The sequence below is a fragment of the Streptomyces sp. NPDC033180 genome, assembly GCF_055577645.1.
Window position 1 is genome coordinate 1 of the sequence record NZ_JBVIPU010000017.1, and the last position, 15,670, is coordinate 15,670.

General features: G+C 68.2%; 17 protein-coding genes and 3 pseudogenes. 5 read left to right on the forward strand and 15 right to left on the reverse strand.

Features of this window, described 5'->3' with window-relative positions:
- Positions 1-521, reverse strand: a 521-nt coding sequence (locus tag ACZ5WE_RS32555; protein ID WP_467693975.1) for an ABC transporter ATP-binding protein, incomplete at its 3' end; no start/stop codon positions are given.
- A 442-nt stretch (positions 522-963) separates the two neighbouring features.
- Here ACZ5WE_RS32555 and ACZ5WE_RS32560 point away from each other — a divergent pair.
- The 3 genes and pseudogenes from ACZ5WE_RS32560 (at position 964) to ACZ5WE_RS32570 (ending at position 2,350) form a co-directional block, all read left to right on the forward strand.
- Positions 964-1,866: a LysR family transcriptional regulator gene (locus ACZ5WE_RS32560; RefSeq protein WP_467693977.1), complete on the forward strand. Its 903-nt coding sequence runs from the start codon at positions 964-966 to the stop codon at positions 1,864-1,866.
- 147 nt (positions 1,867-2,013) lie between these two features.
- A pseudogene (locus ACZ5WE_RS32565) lies at positions 2,014-2,238 on the forward strand (transposase); the annotation flags it as partial.
- Positions 2,216-2,350, forward strand: coding sequence for a hypothetical protein (locus ACZ5WE_RS32570; protein WP_467693979.1), 135 nt, complete (start codon positions 2,216-2,218; stop codon positions 2,348-2,350). The pseudogene ACZ5WE_RS32565 and the gene ACZ5WE_RS32570, both read left to right, overlap by 23 nt.
- A 22-nt stretch (positions 2,351-2,372) precedes the next feature.
- Here ACZ5WE_RS32570 and ACZ5WE_RS32575 read toward each other — a convergent pair whose 3' ends face one another.
- The 5 genes from ACZ5WE_RS32575 to ACZ5WE_RS32595 all read right to left on the reverse strand — a co-directional run bounded on the left by ACZ5WE_RS32575 (position 2,373) and on the right by ACZ5WE_RS32595 (position 8,413).
- A complete protein-coding gene (locus ACZ5WE_RS32575; RefSeq protein WP_467693981.1) occupies positions 2,373-2,777 on the reverse strand; it encodes a hypothetical protein in 405 nt (134 codons plus the stop codon).
- A 566-nt stretch (positions 2,778-3,343) separates the two neighbouring features.
- Entirely contained in the window at positions 3,344-4,636 is a 1,293-nt protein-coding gene (locus tag ACZ5WE_RS32580; RefSeq protein ID WP_467693983.1) for an alpha/beta fold hydrolase, read from the reverse strand.
- Positions 4,637-4,991: 355 nt separating this feature from the next.
- Entirely contained in the window at positions 4,992-6,524 is a 1,533-nt protein-coding gene (locus ACZ5WE_RS32585) for an alpha/beta hydrolase (protein ID WP_467693985.1), read from the reverse strand.
- 421 nt (positions 6,525-6,945) lie between these two features.
- On the reverse strand, positions 6,946-7,176 hold the full coding sequence (locus tag ACZ5WE_RS32590) for a hypothetical protein (protein WP_467693987.1): 231 nt from the start codon (positions 7,174-7,176) through the stop codon (positions 6,946-6,948).
- 634 nt (positions 7,177-7,810) lie between these two features.
- Positions 7,811-8,413, reverse strand: coding sequence for a TetR/AcrR family transcriptional regulator (locus ACZ5WE_RS32595; RefSeq protein WP_467693989.1), 603 nt, complete (start codon positions 8,411-8,413; stop codon positions 7,811-7,813).
- Between the two features lie 74 nt (positions 8,414-8,487).
- Between ACZ5WE_RS32595 and ACZ5WE_RS32600 the strand changes: the two genes are divergently transcribed.
- Positions 8,488-9,372, forward strand: coding sequence for a class I SAM-dependent methyltransferase (locus tag ACZ5WE_RS32600; RefSeq protein ID WP_467693991.1), 885 nt, complete (start codon positions 8,488-8,490; stop codon positions 9,370-9,372).
- 101 nt (positions 9,373-9,473) lie between these two features.
- Here ACZ5WE_RS32600 and ACZ5WE_RS32605 read toward each other — a convergent pair whose 3' ends face one another.
- The 4 genes from ACZ5WE_RS32605 to ACZ5WE_RS32620 form a co-directional block, all read right to left on the reverse strand.
- Positions 9,474-10,214 carry a D-Ala-D-Ala carboxypeptidase family metallohydrolase gene (locus tag ACZ5WE_RS32605; protein WP_467693993.1) on the reverse strand — a complete coding sequence of 247 codons (741 nt, stop codon included), beginning with the start codon at positions 10,212-10,214 and terminating at the stop codon, positions 9,474-9,476.
- Positions 10,215-10,410: 196 nt separating this feature from the next.
- Positions 10,411-11,274 carry a DUF72 domain-containing protein gene (locus ACZ5WE_RS32610; RefSeq protein ID WP_467693994.1) on the reverse strand — a complete coding sequence of 288 codons (864 nt, stop codon included), beginning with the start codon at positions 11,272-11,274 and terminating at the stop codon, positions 10,411-10,413.
- Positions 11,267-12,028, reverse strand: coding sequence for an ANTAR domain-containing response regulator (locus ACZ5WE_RS32615; protein ID WP_467693996.1), 762 nt, complete (start codon positions 12,026-12,028; stop codon positions 11,267-11,269). Before ACZ5WE_RS32615 ends, ACZ5WE_RS32610 begins: the two co-directional genes overlap by 8 nt.
- A 165-nt stretch (positions 12,029-12,193) precedes the next feature.
- On the reverse strand, positions 12,194-12,580 hold the full coding sequence (locus ACZ5WE_RS32620; protein WP_467693998.1) for a hypothetical protein: 387 nt from the start codon (positions 12,578-12,580) through the stop codon (positions 12,194-12,196).
- Between the two features lie 88 nt (positions 12,581-12,668).
- Between ACZ5WE_RS32620 and ACZ5WE_RS32625 the strand changes: the two are divergent.
- Positions 12,669-13,312: pseudogene (locus ACZ5WE_RS32625) on the forward strand (dihydrofolate reductase family protein).
- 115 nt (positions 13,313-13,427) lie between these two features.
- Here the strand turns inward: ACZ5WE_RS32625 and ACZ5WE_RS32630 are convergent.
- The 5 genes and pseudogenes from ACZ5WE_RS32630 to ACZ5WE_RS32650 form a co-directional block, all read right to left on the reverse strand.
- A complete protein-coding gene (locus ACZ5WE_RS32630; RefSeq protein WP_467694000.1) occupies positions 13,428-13,844 on the reverse strand; it encodes a (R)-mandelonitrile lyase in 417 nt (138 codons plus the stop codon).
- Between the two features lie 60 nt (positions 13,845-13,904).
- On the reverse strand, positions 13,905-14,225 hold the full coding sequence (locus ACZ5WE_RS32635; protein ID WP_467694002.1) for a carboxymuconolactone decarboxylase family protein: 321 nt from the start codon (positions 14,223-14,225) through the stop codon (positions 13,905-13,907).
- A gap of 48 nt (positions 14,226-14,273) precedes the next feature.
- Positions 14,274-14,561: pseudogene (locus ACZ5WE_RS32640) on the reverse strand (SDR family oxidoreductase); the annotation flags it as partial.
- Complete coding sequence (locus ACZ5WE_RS32645) at positions 14,543-14,893, reverse strand: cyclophilin-like fold protein (RefSeq protein WP_467694004.1); 351 nt, start codon at positions 14,891-14,893, stop codon at positions 14,543-14,545. The gene ACZ5WE_RS32645 and the pseudogene ACZ5WE_RS32640, both read right to left, overlap by 19 nt.
- Positions 14,894-14,910: 17 nt before the next feature.
- Entirely contained in the window at positions 14,911-15,576 is a 666-nt protein-coding gene (locus tag ACZ5WE_RS32650; protein ID WP_467694005.1) for an SDR family oxidoreductase, read from the reverse strand.
- Positions 15,577-15,670: the final 94 nt, after the last annotated feature.

Genomic DNA, 15,670 nt, shown 5'->3' on the forward strand with positions numbered 1-15,670 from the left:
AGGAAGATGATCCGCGGGTTGCCGACCAGGGTCATGGCGATGTCCAGGCGTCGTTTCATGCCGCCGGAGTAGGTGGAGGCGGGCTTCTTGGCGGCTTCGGTGAGATCGAACCGTTCGAGCAGCTCGGCGGCGACCCGCCGTCCTTCGTGCTTGGGCAGGTGGTGCAGGTCGGCCATGAGGAGCATGTTCTCCTCGCCGGTGATCAGACCGTCCACGGCCGAGAACTGACCGGTGACACCGATCGCGGCACGCACGGCCTGCGGTTCGGCGGCCAGGTCGTGGCCGCCGACGTGCAGATCCCCGCCGTCGGCGGTGATGAGCGTGGAGAGGATCTTCACGGCGGTGGTCTTGCCCGCGCCGTTCGGCCCGAGCAGCGCGAAGACGGACCCTGCTGGGACGGTGAGATCGATGCTGTTGAGGACGGTCTTGTCGCCGTACGACTTGTGCAGACCAGTGGCGATGATGGCAGCGGTCGGTGGGCGTCCACCACCCTGCCGGGACGCGATATCAGTCGTGGGCATGACAGAAGAAGACATGTGGCCCTCCCGTTTGAAGGCAGTAGGTACAAGGGCTGAAGCTTGAAGGTCGGAGGTCGAAGTGCGTCGTGGCTGAGGTGGGCCAGGACGGGGCTCGCGGACACGGCGGAGCACGTGATCACCGCAGCGAGCGGCATGCGCACGAAGTTGAAGTGCGGTCAGGCGCCGACGGGTGGCACTCACTCCAGAAGCTGGATCACTGCCTCCGCCCCTGCTCCCACCCCAGATGGCCGGAGAAGAACCGGCTCGAGACCGTGGCGTCGTCGACGGTCGGCAGCACTGCCGACGCCATGATGTTCATGCACTGAGCTCCTTCCGCGCAGCCGTCTGTCCTCACGGAACAGCATCGGCAACGCGGGACGGCAGATCAACGTCGTATCCTGCAACGACACTTAACACAGCGGTTCATGATGCGGGGGCGTGGAGCGTGGAGTTGCGGGAGATAGAGATCTTCCTGGCCCTGGCGGAGGAACTGCATTTCGGGCGCACGGCCGACCGATTGCACGTCACCCCGGCCCGCGTCAGCCAGGCCATCAAGAAGCAGGAACGCGTCATCGGCGCCGAACTGTTCAAGCGCACCAGCCGCAACGTCCAACTGACCCCCATCGGCGCGCAGCTCAGGGACGGCCTCGCCGTCGGCTATCAGCACATCCAGGAGGCGCTGGCCGCCGCGAGCGCCGCCGGGCGGGGGATCACCGGGGAGCTCCACATCGGCTATGCCACCGCGTGGTGCGGGAATCTCATCGTGGCGGCCGCCGACACCTTCCGCGCCCGCCACCCGGACTGCCGGATCCACATCTACGAGTCCCCCCTGCTCGAACCGCTCGGCCCGATGCGCGACGGCAGTCGCGATCTTCAGCTCATCGAGCTGCCGATTGACGAGCCCGACATCGTCAACGGTCCAGTCCTCTTCACTGAGCCTCGCGCGCTGATCGTCCCCGCCGACCACCCCTTCGCCGAGCGGGAGACGGTCTCCCTTGAGGACCTCGCCGAGGCCCCCCTGATCACCATCACCGGCCAGCCCCAGTACTTCCTCGACCTCCACTACCCCCACCGCACACCGCAGGGCCGCCTCATTCCCCGCGGCCCGTCGACCACCGCCTGGCAGGACGTGCTCACCATGGTCGGCGCGGGCAAGGGGGTTTCCCCCACCAGCGCACGCGCGGCGCACTACTACTCCCGCCCGGACATCGTCTACGTGCCCTTCAGCGACGCCCCTCCGGTGGAGTACGGCCTCCTGTGGCCGGCCGCGGCGAACACCCCGAGGCTGCGCGCTTTCGTCGAGACCATCCTCGAAACGGCCGCCTTGGCATCACTTCGTGGTGAGTGATGGAAGAAGTCAGCGTGGACAGTGAGCCGGATGGGGCTCGGGAGGCCGTGAGGTTGCTGTTGCGCCCCATCTGCTCCTGTTTCATCCCACGAGGCACCGCACTCCGAATGCTTCAGCTTCGACCCCGCGAGCCCTGCCGGGCCATCCATACCTGTCGCCTCCTGGCATTCGGCACCCCCCGCACACAACCTTCGCGACCTGCTCGACGCGATCCTCCACGCAGCCCGCACCGCCATCCCCTGGCGCTATCTCCCGCACGGCCATCCGCACTGGAACACCGTCTACGACTATTTCGGTCGGTGGGCACGCGACGGCATCTTCGAGCAGCTCAACGCCCTGCCGCGGAGCCGTGTCCGCGAGGAAGAAGGCCGCAGAACCGGAGCCGACCGGCCTGTGCGACGGCTGGTCCGACCGCGGCTACCTCGTCGACCACGCCGCCTGCCTCGGTATCGACCTCGACTGTTGTGCATGGGCTGCATGGTGACGTCGGCGTGCGGCTTGGCTCGTCAGTGGAGGCGGCTCCAGGGCTTGCCGCAGATGAGCTTCTTGCCGGGGCTGACGCACGAGGTCTCGTACACACGGCCGTCAGTGGTAATGGCCTTGATCCAGACGGACTGGCCCTGCTCGCTGAGAGTGATGTCGCAGGCGCGTGCCGGGTAGCCCTTGTTGTCGGACAGTTTCTGCCACACGACGGTCTTGGCCTTCTCGTCCCAAGCGCCGGCGTAGGCGTGGCCGTCGGTGATGACGACGGTGTGCTCCTCGTTCTTGTTGGGAGCGTAGGAGTCGATGGCCTGGCAGTTCGGGCCGCCGTGGTGAGGTCCGGCGGCAGCATGCGCCGGCGAGGCGAGGGCGGCCAGCGCCAGGACGAACGGGGCCGCGATGCCGACGGTGCGGTGCGCGTTGAAGGTCATAGTTCCTCTTTGCCGATCGGGAGGTGGTGCCCGGGGAAAGTCGCAGGCCCGGGCCCCTTTCATCGGCGGCCGGTGACCGCCCCTGGAGACCGCCGGTGTAATGATCACCCTTTTGCCGTACGACCCGTCCTGGGTGGGCGGGCGACTCGTTCCGCGGCACGCTCTGTTGATCAATGTTCTCGGCGGCACGTCTGTCCGCACGGGCGCGCTGGCGCCCACCCGCCCCTGTCGTTCGCTGACTACTTGGCGTCTCGGGCTGGGAGATCCGATTCTGGGAGAGCCTCCTAGGCTGCTGACTTCCGGACTCGGGGATGCGACGGCGAGCGGAGCGGAACGACCGGCTGCGAGCCGGGCCCGACCGAGCCGCAACCCGCGTCGCTCCTCGACAACGTCATCCTCGTCGTCGACGTCGACAAGGATGGCGTCGATGTCCAACAGGTGGGACACCCTGCCTCGGGCCGGGTGTCGTCAACCGTGAGCCCGTCTCAGGGTGCGGGAGGCGAACGATCGACGTGACTGGGAGGAGCGGCGCGGGCCCGGTTTCAGCAGTCGGGGTGCCCTGCTGATCATGTGCAGTCTTCGGTGGGCTTGTGCTTGTGGAGAAGGAAGTCGAGGAGTGCTCTGGTGACGCAGGGGTTCCCGGTGAGGGTGATGCCGTGTTCCTTGCCTTCGACGGTCAGCAGGGGAACGTGGAGACGCTTGGCCACGTGCTGGGCTTCGGTGAGAGTGGTGCGTGGGTCGTGCTCAGTGTTGATCAGGAGGGCGGCAGGTGGCGTTCCGGGGGCGGTCGGGGTGTCCAGCGGGCGGTCGGGGCGGGGCCACCGGGGGCATGCGAGGTAGTCGTGGACGCTGCCGTCGTTGCCTGTTTTCCTGGCGAGCTTGGAGAAGCGGCGCAGGAGTTCGCCGGTCGTCTTTGGCCAAGAGGCGTCGTTGCAGCGGATGGCGATGCCTGCGGTGCCGCCTTGAGCGGCGCCGAACTCTTTGCTCAGAGCCTTCGGCCAGCCTTGGGCCGCGAAGTCTTCCAGCGGCCGGGTGTCGCCGGGGTCGGCGTTGGCAGCGGCCACCGCCTGGGCGAAGCGTTTCCACTCTTGTGGTTGGTAGCCGGCAAACTTGGCCGCGGTTCTCACGGTGTTGGCTCGTGTCTCGTCATGTGAGCCAAGGTGGGCGGCGTCGACTGTTCTACCGATGGGGTCGGGGGCGACTGGACACTGCTCGGGTCGGGCACTGCACCAAGGGGCGAAGCCGCCGCCCAGAGACAGCTGGAGTTCACTGGCCAGGCGCTCTTCCTCGGTGCCCTCGCTCTGCAGTTCATCCACCGGGATGGCGTCCTGCGCGGCCAGGAGGGCTCCGTCCTTGGGCGCGTCGATGACCCCGTCCAGCACGGCCGCGCGCACCCGGCGGGGATGGCGCTCCAAGTAGGCCTGTGTGATGAGCGTGCCATAGGAGACCGTCAGCATGCTGATGGTCTCCTCGCCCAATGCGCCCCGCAGGGCGTCGACATCGTCGACGACCTGACGCGTGCCCAGGTGGCCGATCAGGCCTCCCTCCTTGGCCCGGCATTTCTTCGTCCAGTCCACTGCGGCGCTGTCGATGACGTTGACTGCTCGCTGGGGCAGCTTGGCCACGTCCGTCACGCCGTTGACACGGTCGAATTCCTTGGGCATCTCGCCGCAATCGACGCGGGCACTGCGCCCGACACCCCGCGGGTCGAAACCGATCAAGTCGAAACGCTGGGCCAGTTCAGCGGGCAGGAGAGGGCTGGGGACATACCGCCCTGTGTTGCCGGGGCCGCCGGGGTTCCACAGCAGCGCTCCGATGCGTCGCGACGGCTCGCTCGCCGGGAGGCGAGCGACAGCCATGCCGATCTGTTGTCCTTCGGGACGGTTCCAGTCCAGGGGAACGGCGAGCGTCGAGCACTGACGTGTCTTCTGCCCCGGCAGGGGGCAGGCCCGCCAAGCCAGCTCCGGCGGTGGCTCGGGGGCCGCCATCCTGCCGGTGCAGCCCCCCGCCACAAGTACGGCGACGAGGAGGGCGCCCCCCACTTCAACTTTCCACCCATAGCGGCGCATAAGAGGACACTAGGATCACTTCGGGTGGCCTGCAGCCCGGGCGCGCACAGCGGACGCGTTCCCGAAGCGGACCGTGCCGAGGTGAACCGTGACGACCGGCCCTCGCCGAGCGCTCTCCAGCGTCTTCGCCGGTGGCTTTCGCTCGTCAGCCGCAGCGTTTGCCGTTCTGTGGTGTTTTGCCGTGCAGGAGATAGTCGTTGACGGTGGCGTCGATGCACGCGCTGCCTTGGGTGTAGGCGGTGTGGCCATCTCCGTCGTAGGTGAGCAGGACCCCCGAGTCCAGCTGGCCGGCCAGTGCCTTCGCCCATGCGTGTGGGGTGGCGGGGTCGCGGGAGGCGCCGATGACCAGGATCGGGTCGGCGCCTTCAGCCTCGATGCGATGCTGGCCGCCGGTTGCCTTGACCGGCCAGTAAGTGCAGTCCAGCCCCTCCCACGCTCCCACCCGGCCGAAGCGTGGGGAGGCCTTCTCGAAAGCGGGCAGGGCAGCCTTGACGCTCTGAGGGTCGGCGAAGGCAGGCGGCTGGTCCAGGCAGCGGACCGCGATGTTGCTGTCATCCGGGTTCTCGGCTTCACCGGAAAGCTTCACCAGACCGGAGCCATCACCTTGCTCCGCGGCCTGCAGCGCCGTGCGCAGGTCAGGCCAGGAACTCGCATCGCCGAGCGCGGACTGCACCCCCGCGAAGGCGTGCAGCTCATCCAGCGTGCTGCCGCCGTCCTTGGCGGGCATGGGCTTGTCCTCCACTCTCCTCATCAGTGCGTCAAGCCGGGTCCCGACCTCCTTGACTGACGAGCCCAGAGGGCATCCGGAACGCTTCACACAGTCGCCGGCGAAGGAGTCGAAGGCCACATTGGAAGCGTGCGCCTGTACCCGCATCTTCTCCCGGGCGTCCAGCGTCGGGTCCATGGCGCCGTCCAGGACGAGCCGGCCGACGCGCGAAGGGAATAGGCCGGCGTACGTGGCGCCCAGCAGTGTTCCGTAGGACTTGCCGACGTAGTGCAGCTTGTCGTCCCCGAGCAGCGCACGCAGCACGTCCATGTCCCGTGCCGCTTCGACGGTGCTGATATGCGCCAGCAACTCGCCACCGTTCTTCTTGCATGCCGCGGCGAAACTCTTGGCCGCCTTCACTACTCCGCTGATCTCGGCCGGGGTGTCGGGAGTCGGATCGTGCGCGTACTCCTTGCCGCACTTGACCGGATGGCTGTGGCCCACCCCCCGAGGGTCGAAGGCGACCATGTCGTAGCGGGCACGGACCGGCGCCGGATAGCTGGAGGCGGCTGCCTGCTGCAGGTAGTCGACCGCGGAGCCTCCGGGTCCGCCGGGATTGACCAGGAGCGAGCCGATACGGTCACCGGCCGTCGCCTTCTTCCTCGACACCGCGATGCGGACCTCTTCCCCCGCACGCGGGCGTTCGTAGTCCAGTGGAACCCGCATCGTGGAGCACTCAAAGCCTGCCTGGCCCGCGCAGTCGTGCCACCGCAAGCGCTGCTCGTAATAGGTGTGCAGCGGCTCGGGAATCTGCTCGGTGAGGGGGGCCAACGTCAGCACGGCAGAGGGTGAGGGGGTGCCCTCGGGGGGAGCCGTGGAGGCACATCCAGACACTACGACCAACGTCAGAGCCAGGAACGCGGTGGCCTTACCGGGCTGAGTGGCAGACCGGGTGAGACTTCGCAGGGGCATGGATCCTCATTCCTGTCGTACACCAGCCCCCTCTCACGAACAGTACTTGTGTGGATGCAACCTGTTGTGCCGCCGGCCTGACGCCCACAAACCACTGCCCCACACGCCGAATGTGAGTGAGGACTGGCCCAGGAACTTCTCCTGGATCGGGCTGATGCTCGCACCGGCCGTCGGGCTCACGGCCACCCTCGTCCTCAGGAAGAACGCCCAGGCCGCCAGAAACCCCGACTCGGCCCCACCCGGTCCAGCCGGCGCGGGAAAAGTAGGTCGTCGGGCACCTGAGCGTGCTACTTGGTGAATGACGGCAGACAGCGCTCTTCAGTTGCGCAACCCCACGGGCCAGGCAACGCCGGGCGCCCGGCGTTGCCTGGCCCGTGGGTTCGGCCGTGGGGATTCTGAGGGCGCCGCGCACCGGAGGTTGTCACCCTGGCTGGTCACCTTCGACACACGGCTGGGTCTGCTGGTTCGAAAGGATGGGGACTTCAACGTTCAGGTTGGGCACGATGCCCAGGATGCTTCCGACGTTCTGCTTGGCCGGGATCCCAGCGCAAGGCTTGTGCGACGGTTCCTCGGCCGCGGCGGCCGGAGCGGCTACTCCTAGCGCGCCGACAGTGGCCAGGCCCAGCGCGATCAGGGCGATGCGGACTCGCATGGCTTCTCCTTCGGAAAAGGGCAGGCCACATCCCTGCCCTGTGATCCATTCACTCCCAGGGGGCAGCCCCTCCCAAACGTGACCTCGTCCGTCTGAGCTTGTAGAGGGGCTCGGCAGATGCGTGAGGATGCCCGTCGAGTGCTGACGAATGCGCGATCCGCACATCGTTTTGGCAGCAGGTCAGAGGGGTCGTGGTACTGGGCTCGGCCGGGTGGGTCGTCTGGTCATGAGCGTGACGGCGGCCCAGGTGATCCGGGTCTCGGAATGCTGGACGAGGTGTTCGTAGCTGGTACGGCCCAGAAGGAAGCGAGTGCAGTGCGGCGAACGAGTCGGTAGCGATCGAGGACGCACACCGTCCGAACCACGCCCTGGCGGCAGCGCAGTACCTCACGAAGTAGCCGGGGCGGCAACCAGCGTCCGGGCACAGAAGGATCGGCCACGGCCAGGGACTTCTTCGGCGCCGGCGGCACCCCCATCCCGGACAGTACCGCCGGAGCATCACGCCAAAGGCCATACCCCCAGCGTCCAACCCGCTGGCTCCGGCGAGCAGAGATCTCAAACAGTCACTCAGCCACGGCCTGACGGCACTTGGCCTGTCGTTCATCACGCCCCATGGAACAGGATCGAACAGGCTCTAGGCCGGTCGTAGGGTTACGACGCCAGTGATGACTGCTGTCACGAGTTGGCCGACGGCTGCGGTGGTCGGCGGGCCGGGGTCGCGGTCCGCGAACAGAAGATGCCCGCCACCGACCAGGGAGAGGGTGAGGGAGTCGATGTCTGCGTCGGGTGCGACGCGGCCCAACTCCCGCTCGTCGACCAGATAGTGGGAGATAGCCGTCGTGGCCTGGGCGAGGATCGCGATTCCGCCTGCGGGCATGGCTTTTCGCAGTCGTGCGCGCAGCTCGTCCCGGAAGGTGATGAGCGGGATGATCGCCACCGGAATCGGCCCGAACAGGGTGGTGAGCGCGGCGGTGAGGTTGTCGGCCACCGTGCCGGTGCCGGCGGACTCGCGCAGCGCGCTCGCCTGTACCTCGAGCTGCGCGGCCCGGTCGAGCACGAGGTCGGTGAGGAAGGCGTCGAAGTCGGTGAAGTGCCGGTGCAGGACGCCTTTGGCGTAGCCCGCCTCGTCGGTGACGGCCCGGCTGGTCAGCCCGTTCGGTCCGTCTCGCAGCAGCACGCGTTCAGCAGCCTCGAACAGCTGCTGCCGAGCGTCGCGAAGGTGCACCCCAGTCGGCACTGACAGATCCTCTCGTTTCGTCTGCCCGCAGGGCGACCGTTGCCTAGTGGGCATGCGCCCACTAGAGTGGGCGCATGCCCATTTTACCTCGAGAGCAGCCGGAGCCGTCGTCGGCGAGGCCGCATGAAGTCCGGCGGATGGCCGAGTCGTTCGGAACGGACGCGCAACGCTACGACCAAGCCCGGCCGGGCTACCCCGATGCGTTGGTGGCGCGGATCGTCACGGGAGCCCCCGGGGCCGACGTGCTCGATGTGGGCTGCGGCACTGGCATCGCAGCCCGCCAGTTCCAGGCCGCCGGCTGCACTGTGCTCGGCGTCGAGCCCGATGCGCGGATGGCTGACTTCGCACGATCCGGTGACCTGCGGGTCGAGGTGGCCACGTTCGAAGCCTGGGAGACGGCAGGCCGGACATTCGACGCGGTCATCGCAGCCCAGTCGTGGCACTGGACGGACCCGGTGGCCGGCGCCATGAAGGCGGCACATGTGCTGCGTCCAGGGGGACGGCTGGCGATCTTCGGCCATGTGTACGAGCCACCTGCCGAGGTGGCCGAACCGTTCGCCGCCGCTTACCGACGGGTGGCCCCCGACTCCCCGCTCAACAGACAACCGACCCAGTCGGGTCAGTCGGCCCAGTCGGGTCGGTCGGGTCAGTCGGCCCGGCGACCGCTCCACCTCTACCAGGCGGGATACGCGACGTACGCCGACAAGATCCGTGAGACCGAGCAATTCGACGAGCCCGAACAGTGGCGATTCGACTGGGAGCAGTCCTACACACGCGACCAGTGGCTGGACCTGCTCCCTACCATCGGCAGCCTCACCCTGCTCCGACCCGATCAACTGACCGAGGTACTGGACGCGGTGGGGGAAGCCATCGACGCGCTGGGCGGACGCTTCCTGATGAACTACACCACCCTGGCGACCACCGCAGTACGCACCGACGCTCGGAGCAGGACACGGTAGCGGATCGGTGGATCCTCGCCGGCGTCGGTGAACTCGCCGCATTCTGAACTGAGTTGTCCGGAAGGTGCCCCTGGGCGGGCCGGGAGCACCCACCGGGGCGTTCAGATGCCGCAGCTCGACGCCGACCAGAAGCGGCCGGCGCGGTGGTCGAGGTGGGTGTGGTCGCTGTGGCCCGGGTAGCCGGGGCCGAGAATTCCGTTGAAGCCGTGGTTGCGGGCCTGCTGGGCGAGTCGGCACAGCGAGTGAGGGCCTGAGCCGAGGTCGGCCGCATCGCCGTACAGGTGGCGGCTGCCGGCTGCTCCGCCGACCGCGTCGTTGCAGGCATGCGAGCGGAAGCCGCTGGTCACGCGAATGGGTTGGTCGCCGAGCGCGTGCCGCAATGCCTCGAGTTTCCACATGGTGCGCAGCGCGTTCGACTTCGCGGTGCCAGCGCTCACCGCGCCTCCCGCCCAGGTGGAGTTGCAGGTGTTGAGCTCGGCGTAGGTGAAGTGGATCGGTGTGCAGTCGTTGTCCTGGAGGGCGTAGATCTTGCTGAATGTCGCCGAACCGGCAACGCCGTCGGCGGCCAGTCCATAAGCCGACTGGAACCGTTTGACTGCGGCAGTCGTCGCCGGTCCGTAGGCACCGTCGATGGCGAGCACGCCGCCGTTGCCGGCATGCCCCGCCACCCGGATCTGCAGCTGTGTCACGTCGGCGCCCGAGGCTCCTTGGGACAAGGTGCGCGACCACGTGTAGCAGCCGTCTGCCTGAGCGGTTCCGGCGGTAGCGACGACGCCGCCCAGGGTGGCGGCAATGAGCATGACAAGTGAGAGGATGAGTCGTGCGGTGGTGCGTCTGGGCATCAGAGCACTCCATGAGGGGCGGGGGACGGGGGATGCGCACGTTCAGCCCCGAGCCTGGCGGGCTGGACGGCGCACGTCAACGGGACGTGAACGTCCGTCATTTGTCGGCCCATTGGCGGTGCCGATTGTGCCCGTGCGGTACGCCCGCGGTCATGCCCGAAGCTGCCCCGCGTGCGCGTCGCTGACCTGCCACCGGTCATGGGTGCGGGTGGTCTGCGTGCAGCAGTCGGTCCATCTGCTCGGCAGCCTGGACCGAGGCGCGACCGCAGCAGTTGTTGAACAGCACATGGACCCGCTGCGCCCGCCCGGCGAGCTCGCGTAACCGGGGCAGCCACGCGGCGAGTTCATCTTCGCGGTACGTGTACCGGAAGCGGTCTTCCTTGCTCCCTCGTCCCCACGACGTGCTGCGCCCGTGGAACCGCACGACGGCCAGCCGGGAGGTGGTGACAGGTGTGACAGGCGGCAGGGAAGAAGGCAGCCCTTGAGCCATGTCGACGGCTACGGCGGCCATGCCGTGCTCGGCGAGCTGTGCGCGAGTGGATGAGGCGGCCTGCTCTGAACGCCACCAGTCAGGATGCCGGAACTCCACGGATATGGGCCAGTTGGCCGTGCGTCGCGCGGTCTGTGCCAGGATCCGCTCGGCCCGGGCACCGGGCCGCAACCACGGCGGAAACTGAAACAGCACGCTCCCGAGCCGCCCAGCCTTCCGCAACGGTTCGACTCCTTCGGCGAACAGCGACCACACCTCGTCGAGCACGCCGCAGTCCTGGGAGTCGGCCGGCAGCCCTTTCGGCATCACCGTCTCCCGTGTGGGGTGCCCGGTCAGCAACGAGAACGCCTTGACGTCAAAAGTGAACCCGTCAGGTGTCCGCTCTGCCCACAGGCGGCTGACGCGCTCTTGTGGCAGGGCGTAGTACGACGCGTCGGCCTCGACGACCGGAAACCGACCGGCGTAGTAACGCAACCGCCCCTCGGCATCCCGCTGTCCCCTCGGAAACCAACCGCTGCGCACCAGTGCCGGGTCGGTCCACGAGCACGTGCCCACGAAAATGTCACCCACACAGGACAGGTACCCCTCGCGTGCGATTCTGCCCGTGGGTTTCGACTCTGCCCGTGGGTCTCGGCGCGGCGCTCACCCTGCGCAGTGCGTGCCGTGGCCGACCGGGTCTGAAACCCCACGGGCTGTCCGGCACTTCAGCGACGGACCGTGCCGCTGCCCGGCCACACCTCCCGGCATGTCGGACGGTCAACTCCGTGTCGGCCTGGCCGGAAAGGTCGATGTGCCCCTCAATGACGTCGCGGGCGACCTCGACTGCCTTGCGTCGATGAGAGCGGGCGTGTTGTCGCAAGAGCCGAAACGCCTCATCCGTAGTGAGGCCATGCCGAGCGGCAAGGGCGCCTTTGGCCTGTTCGATGTAGACCCGGCTGGTCAACGCGCCCTGCAGTTGGGCGGTCTGAGCCCGGCTCTGCAGGGTTTCGCACCGAGCAGCACAAGTGCGCCGACCGGGCTGCCGTGAGTTGCCAGTGGCAGTGCCGTGACCCGGCCGTAGCGCAGAGCCGCGGCACGCGGCCCCCCGTGGCCAGAGCGCCTGCACGCTCCGGTCGGTCACATCCACATCGACCAATGGGCAGCCCGCGGCCTGCGCATCGTGGCCGGGCCCCTCGTTCCAGAACAGGGCATCGTCCGCAAGGGACTTCAGGGCGGTGTTGGTTCCGTCCGTCTGCCCGGCTGACCCACCGCACGGTCGAAAGCGCACGAGCGCGCCGTGGGAACCGTAGATGCGCCGACCGCTGCGTGTGCACGCGCGCGGCACGCTCTGCGTGTCGACCGGTCTCAGATGCTGCCAGCTCCATCAACTCGGCGAACATGACCGCGAGTTTCTCTGGCGCCAGCGTCATCACGGGAACCCCTCGGCAGTGTTTTGACTGTCCCTCGACGGTAGCCAAGACAGCCATCGGGGCGGGCGACGCACGCTGGGTCACTCTGAGGTACGACGGTTGATCAGCTCTTTGAGATGGGCGATCTCGTCGGCCTGCTCGCTCAGCCGCAGTGAAGCCTTGCCGCGGGTGTTGAGGACCGCTCCGGCCACGGACACCGGAACCGACAGCCCGAGAATGCCGAGCGACTTGGGCCAGTCCCGCAGCGCGCCGCACTCACGGCCCCAGCTGCCCTGCGTGTTGGCGGTGGGGCGATCTGTGAACAGCCGGGACTCGCACGTGGTGCCGCCGTTGTCGTAGGGCACCAGCAGGAGCACGGCGAACCACACCCACAGAGCGGCGGCTGCTGCCAGCAGCACGGAACCCCACGCCTCCGCGTTCGCGGCGCGCTGACGGAGGCGTATGTCGGAGGAGGTGACCGGTTTCATGAAAGCCGAACCTATCAACGCCGCGTTCACTGTCCGGCTTCGTTCACTTCGAGCGGCAGCGTTGGTCCATCGGTTCGTGCGTCAGCACGTGGCTCAGCTACTGAGAGCCCAGAACTTCGGCGTCTCGAGTGACGGGATCGCCGCCGGTGAGGACCAGACCCTTGAGAGGCCGTTCGGCCATGTCGATCCCGGGGACATGTTCGCCTGGGCCGGCGCCACGGCAAGCTGGCCCAATCGCACCGACCCCGGGGGCAGCCGCGGTCTCGACGACTACTTCACGCGGGACTTCGCGCACAACATCGGCGCCGAGATCATGGGCCGCAACAAGTTCGGGCCGCAGCGCGGGCCCTGGCAGAACCACGAGTGGCAGGGCTGGTGGGGTGACGAGCCCCCGTTCCACACTCCGGTGTTCGTCATGACCCACCACAAGCGCCCTTCGTTCACGCTCTCCGACACCACCTTCCACTTCGTCGACGGCGACCCGGCCACAGTGCTCGAGCAGGCGCGGGAAGCGGCGCAGGGCAAGGACGTCCGACTCGGCGGCGGGGCCTCCGTCATCCGGCAGTTCCTCGACGCCGACCTCGTCGACACCCTGCACGTGGCGGTCTCGCCGGTGAAGCTCGGGTCCGAGTGCGACTTTGGGAGTCCCCCGATGAGCTTCTCGACCGCTTCCACCTCGATGTCGTACCCAGCCCGAGCGGCGTGACCCACCACCTGTTCTGGCGAAAGTAGCCAGGCCTCAGGGCAGCCCCGGCCGGCGGGCTTACCCCCGGGGCTGTCGTGGGGGAGAGGGAGGGGGAGCCGTCGAGTCGGGCCTCGGGAGGTCAGCCGGCCATGGGCGGGCCCCTCAGCCCGTGCCGGCCTGGACCAGGGCCTGGGTGTACTGCTCGTCGTTGACGGGCTCCAGCCAGGTGGTTCCGTCTCCATCGGTGTCGCCGACGACCATGGCGATGTGGGCCATGAGTGTGGTGTCGGTGGCTCCGTGCCAGTGCTCCTCGCCGGCAGGGCACTTGACGGTCTGTCCGGCGCTCACGCGTGCGACCTTTCCGTCTCGAGTGCCGACGACACCGACGCCGTCGGTGATGTAGAGGGTCTGGCCGTTGGCGTGGGAGTGCCAGTTCGTGCGCGCGCCGGGGGTGAAGCGGACCAGCGCGGTGGCGAGGCGGGCGGGGTCGGTGGGCGTCTCGATGGGGTTGAGGTAGACGTCGCCGGTGAAGCGCTCTGCCGGGGCTTTGGCGGTAGGGGTGGAGTTGATGTGTTCCATGGTTCTTTTCCGTTCGCGTTGCAGGGTGGGCGGTGGCGGCGGCGTGGGGCTGCGCCGGTGTCAGAGGGCGCGATCGTCGGCGATCTTCTTGAGCTGCGTAATGGCGGTCATGGCGTTGGGCCAGCCGGCGTAGAAGGCCAGGTGGGTGATGGCCTCGGAAAGTTCCTCGACGCTGAGGCCGTTCTCCAGGGCCACGCCAAGGTGGTACGGAAGCTGTTCGCTGCGGTAGAGGGCAGCCAGAACGCTGACAGTCACCAGGCTGCGGTCGCGTGGGGACAGGCCGGGGCGTTCCCAGATGTCCTTGAAGAGGACGTCGTTGGTCACGTCGACGAGTTTGGGGGCGAGGGTGCGCAGTTCCTCGGGGGCTGACTGCTTCGGCATGGAGGTCGCTCCTTGACGGGGTCGTGTGGGTTGGGGGGCCCGTGGTGGTTACTGGGTGACGTAGCCGCCGTCGACGGGCAGAGCGACGCCGATGACGAAGCCGGCGCCGGGACTGCACAGCCACCGGACGGCCTGGGCCATTTCCTCCGCGGTGCCGAGGCGGCTGATGGGCTGGTTCGCCTCGGCTTCGGCGTGGTCGAGTTCTCCCTTGGCGATCATGTCGTTGGCCATGGGGGTGTCGATCGTGCCAGGGCAGATTGCGTTGATTCGGATGCCGCGCGGCGCGTTTTCGAGGGCCGCGCTGCCGGTCAGGCCGATCACGCCGTGCTTGGAGGCAGGTCGGCGACGCGTTCGGTGTGCTGGGAGTCGTCGAGATCGAGGGTGAGGGGCAGCAGCGCGGCGAAGTCCCGCGCGGTGGCGCTGCCGTTCAAGCGGGCGTTCACGCTGTGGCGGTCGATTGTGAGGCGGAGGCGCGTGGCGGCGCTGTTCTCCTCGGAGGGTTGGGTTGGCGGCCGGTTGCTCACGGAGTGGCCCGTCGCGCCTTGGGAGGCGGAGGCGGAGGCGGAGGCGGAGGCCGTGGGCGTGGTGGTGCTGCACGCCGTCACCGCCAGCAGCAGCGCCGCGGCCGGGGCCGGGTGAGCCCTGGTGCGCAGGGCGGTGCGGGGCATGGCAGAAGGCCTCCGGCTCAGGTGGGCATCGGCTCGGCGTAGTGCCGAAAGCCGTCCCGGCCGGCGTGCAGCTCGTACAGCCGCTCGGCCAGCACGCTCGGGCTGGAGTGCTCGGACTCCGCCGTGATGGCTCCTGGCACGATGAGCTGGGCGGCGTGGATGTTCTCGGCCGCGAGCGCGTCGTGCAGCATCGCCGCGTACGCGCTCTCGGCGGCGAACGCGATCGAGGTCCCCGCACGGTCGGGATGCGGGCGGACCGCGCTGCCGCCGTTGACGAACAGCAGCGTGCCGCGCCCCAGTGTCCGCATCCCGGGCAGGACCGCGTTCACGCAGGTCAGCGGTCCCTTGATGGAGAAGGCAAGCGGATCGTCGAGGTCGGCCGGGCCGGTGTCCAGGACCGGCTTCATGAAGTCGGCGCGGGGCACCGGGCTGAACTGCAGGATTTCCACGGGCCCCAGCTCCTCACCGGCCCGCCGCAGGGCGGTGGTGAGGGAGCCGGGATCCAAGACGTCGGCGGTGTAACCGCCGGCCTGGATACCGTCGCGGCCCAGCTCAGCCACGAGAAGGTCGAGGTGTTCGGCGTTGCGGGCGAGGAGGGCGACGGTGTGACCGGCGGCGCCGAAGCGGCGGGCGCAGGCCAGGCCGAGGCCGGGACCGGCGCCGACGAGGGCGAAGGTCGTCATGAAGGTTCCTCCGAATGATCAAGAGACGTCGGGATTCGGCGTGCCGACAGATGGCGCATCCCCATGTCAGGGGTCAGGGGTCAGATGTCAGGTG

What these genes read in the sequence shown, in the direction of transcription:
- ACZ5WE_RS32575 (WP_467693981.1), bottom strand. Translation starts at nt 2,777, where the DNA reads ATGACCTTCAACGCGCACCGCACCGTCGGCATCGCGGCCCCGTTCGTC.
- ACZ5WE_RS32580 (WP_467693983.1), bottom strand. Translation starts at nt 4,636, where the DNA reads ATGGCTGTCGCTCGCCTCCCGGCGAGCGAGCCGTCGCGACGCATCGGA.
- ACZ5WE_RS32585 (WP_467693985.1), bottom strand. Translation starts at nt 6,524, where the DNA reads ATGCCCCTGCGAAGTCTCACCCGGTCTGCCACTCAGCCCGGTAAGGCC.
- ACZ5WE_RS32590 (WP_467693987.1), bottom strand. Translation starts at nt 7,176, where the DNA reads ATGCGAGTCCGCATCGCCCTGATCGCGCTGGGCCTGGCCACTGTCGGC.
- ACZ5WE_RS32600 (WP_467693991.1), top strand. Translation starts at nt 8,488, where the DNA reads ATGCCCATTTTACCTCGAGAGCAGCCGGAGCCGTCGTCGGCGAGGCCG.
- ACZ5WE_RS32605 (WP_467693993.1), bottom strand. Translation starts at nt 10,214, where the DNA reads ATGCCCAGACGCACCACCGCACGACTCATCCTCTCACTTGTCATGCTC.
- ACZ5WE_RS32620 (WP_467693998.1), bottom strand. Translation starts at nt 12,580, where the DNA reads ATGAAACCGGTCACCTCCTCCGACATACGCCTCCGTCAGCGCGCCGCG.
- ACZ5WE_RS32630 (WP_467694000.1), bottom strand. Translation starts at nt 13,844, where the DNA reads ATGGAACACATCAACTCCACCCCTACCGCCAAAGCCCCGGCAGAGCGC.
- ACZ5WE_RS32635 (WP_467694002.1), bottom strand. Translation starts at nt 14,225, where the DNA reads ATGCCGAAGCAGTCAGCCCCCGAGGAACTGCGCACCCTCGCCCCCAAA.
- ACZ5WE_RS32645 (WP_467694004.1), bottom strand. Translation starts at nt 14,893, where the DNA reads ATGCCCCGCACCGCCCTGCGCACCAGGGCTCACCCGGCCCCGGCCGCG.
- ACZ5WE_RS32650 (WP_467694005.1), bottom strand. Translation starts at nt 15,576, where the DNA reads ATGACGACCTTCGCCCTCGTCGGCGCCGGTCCCGGCCTCGGCCTGGCC.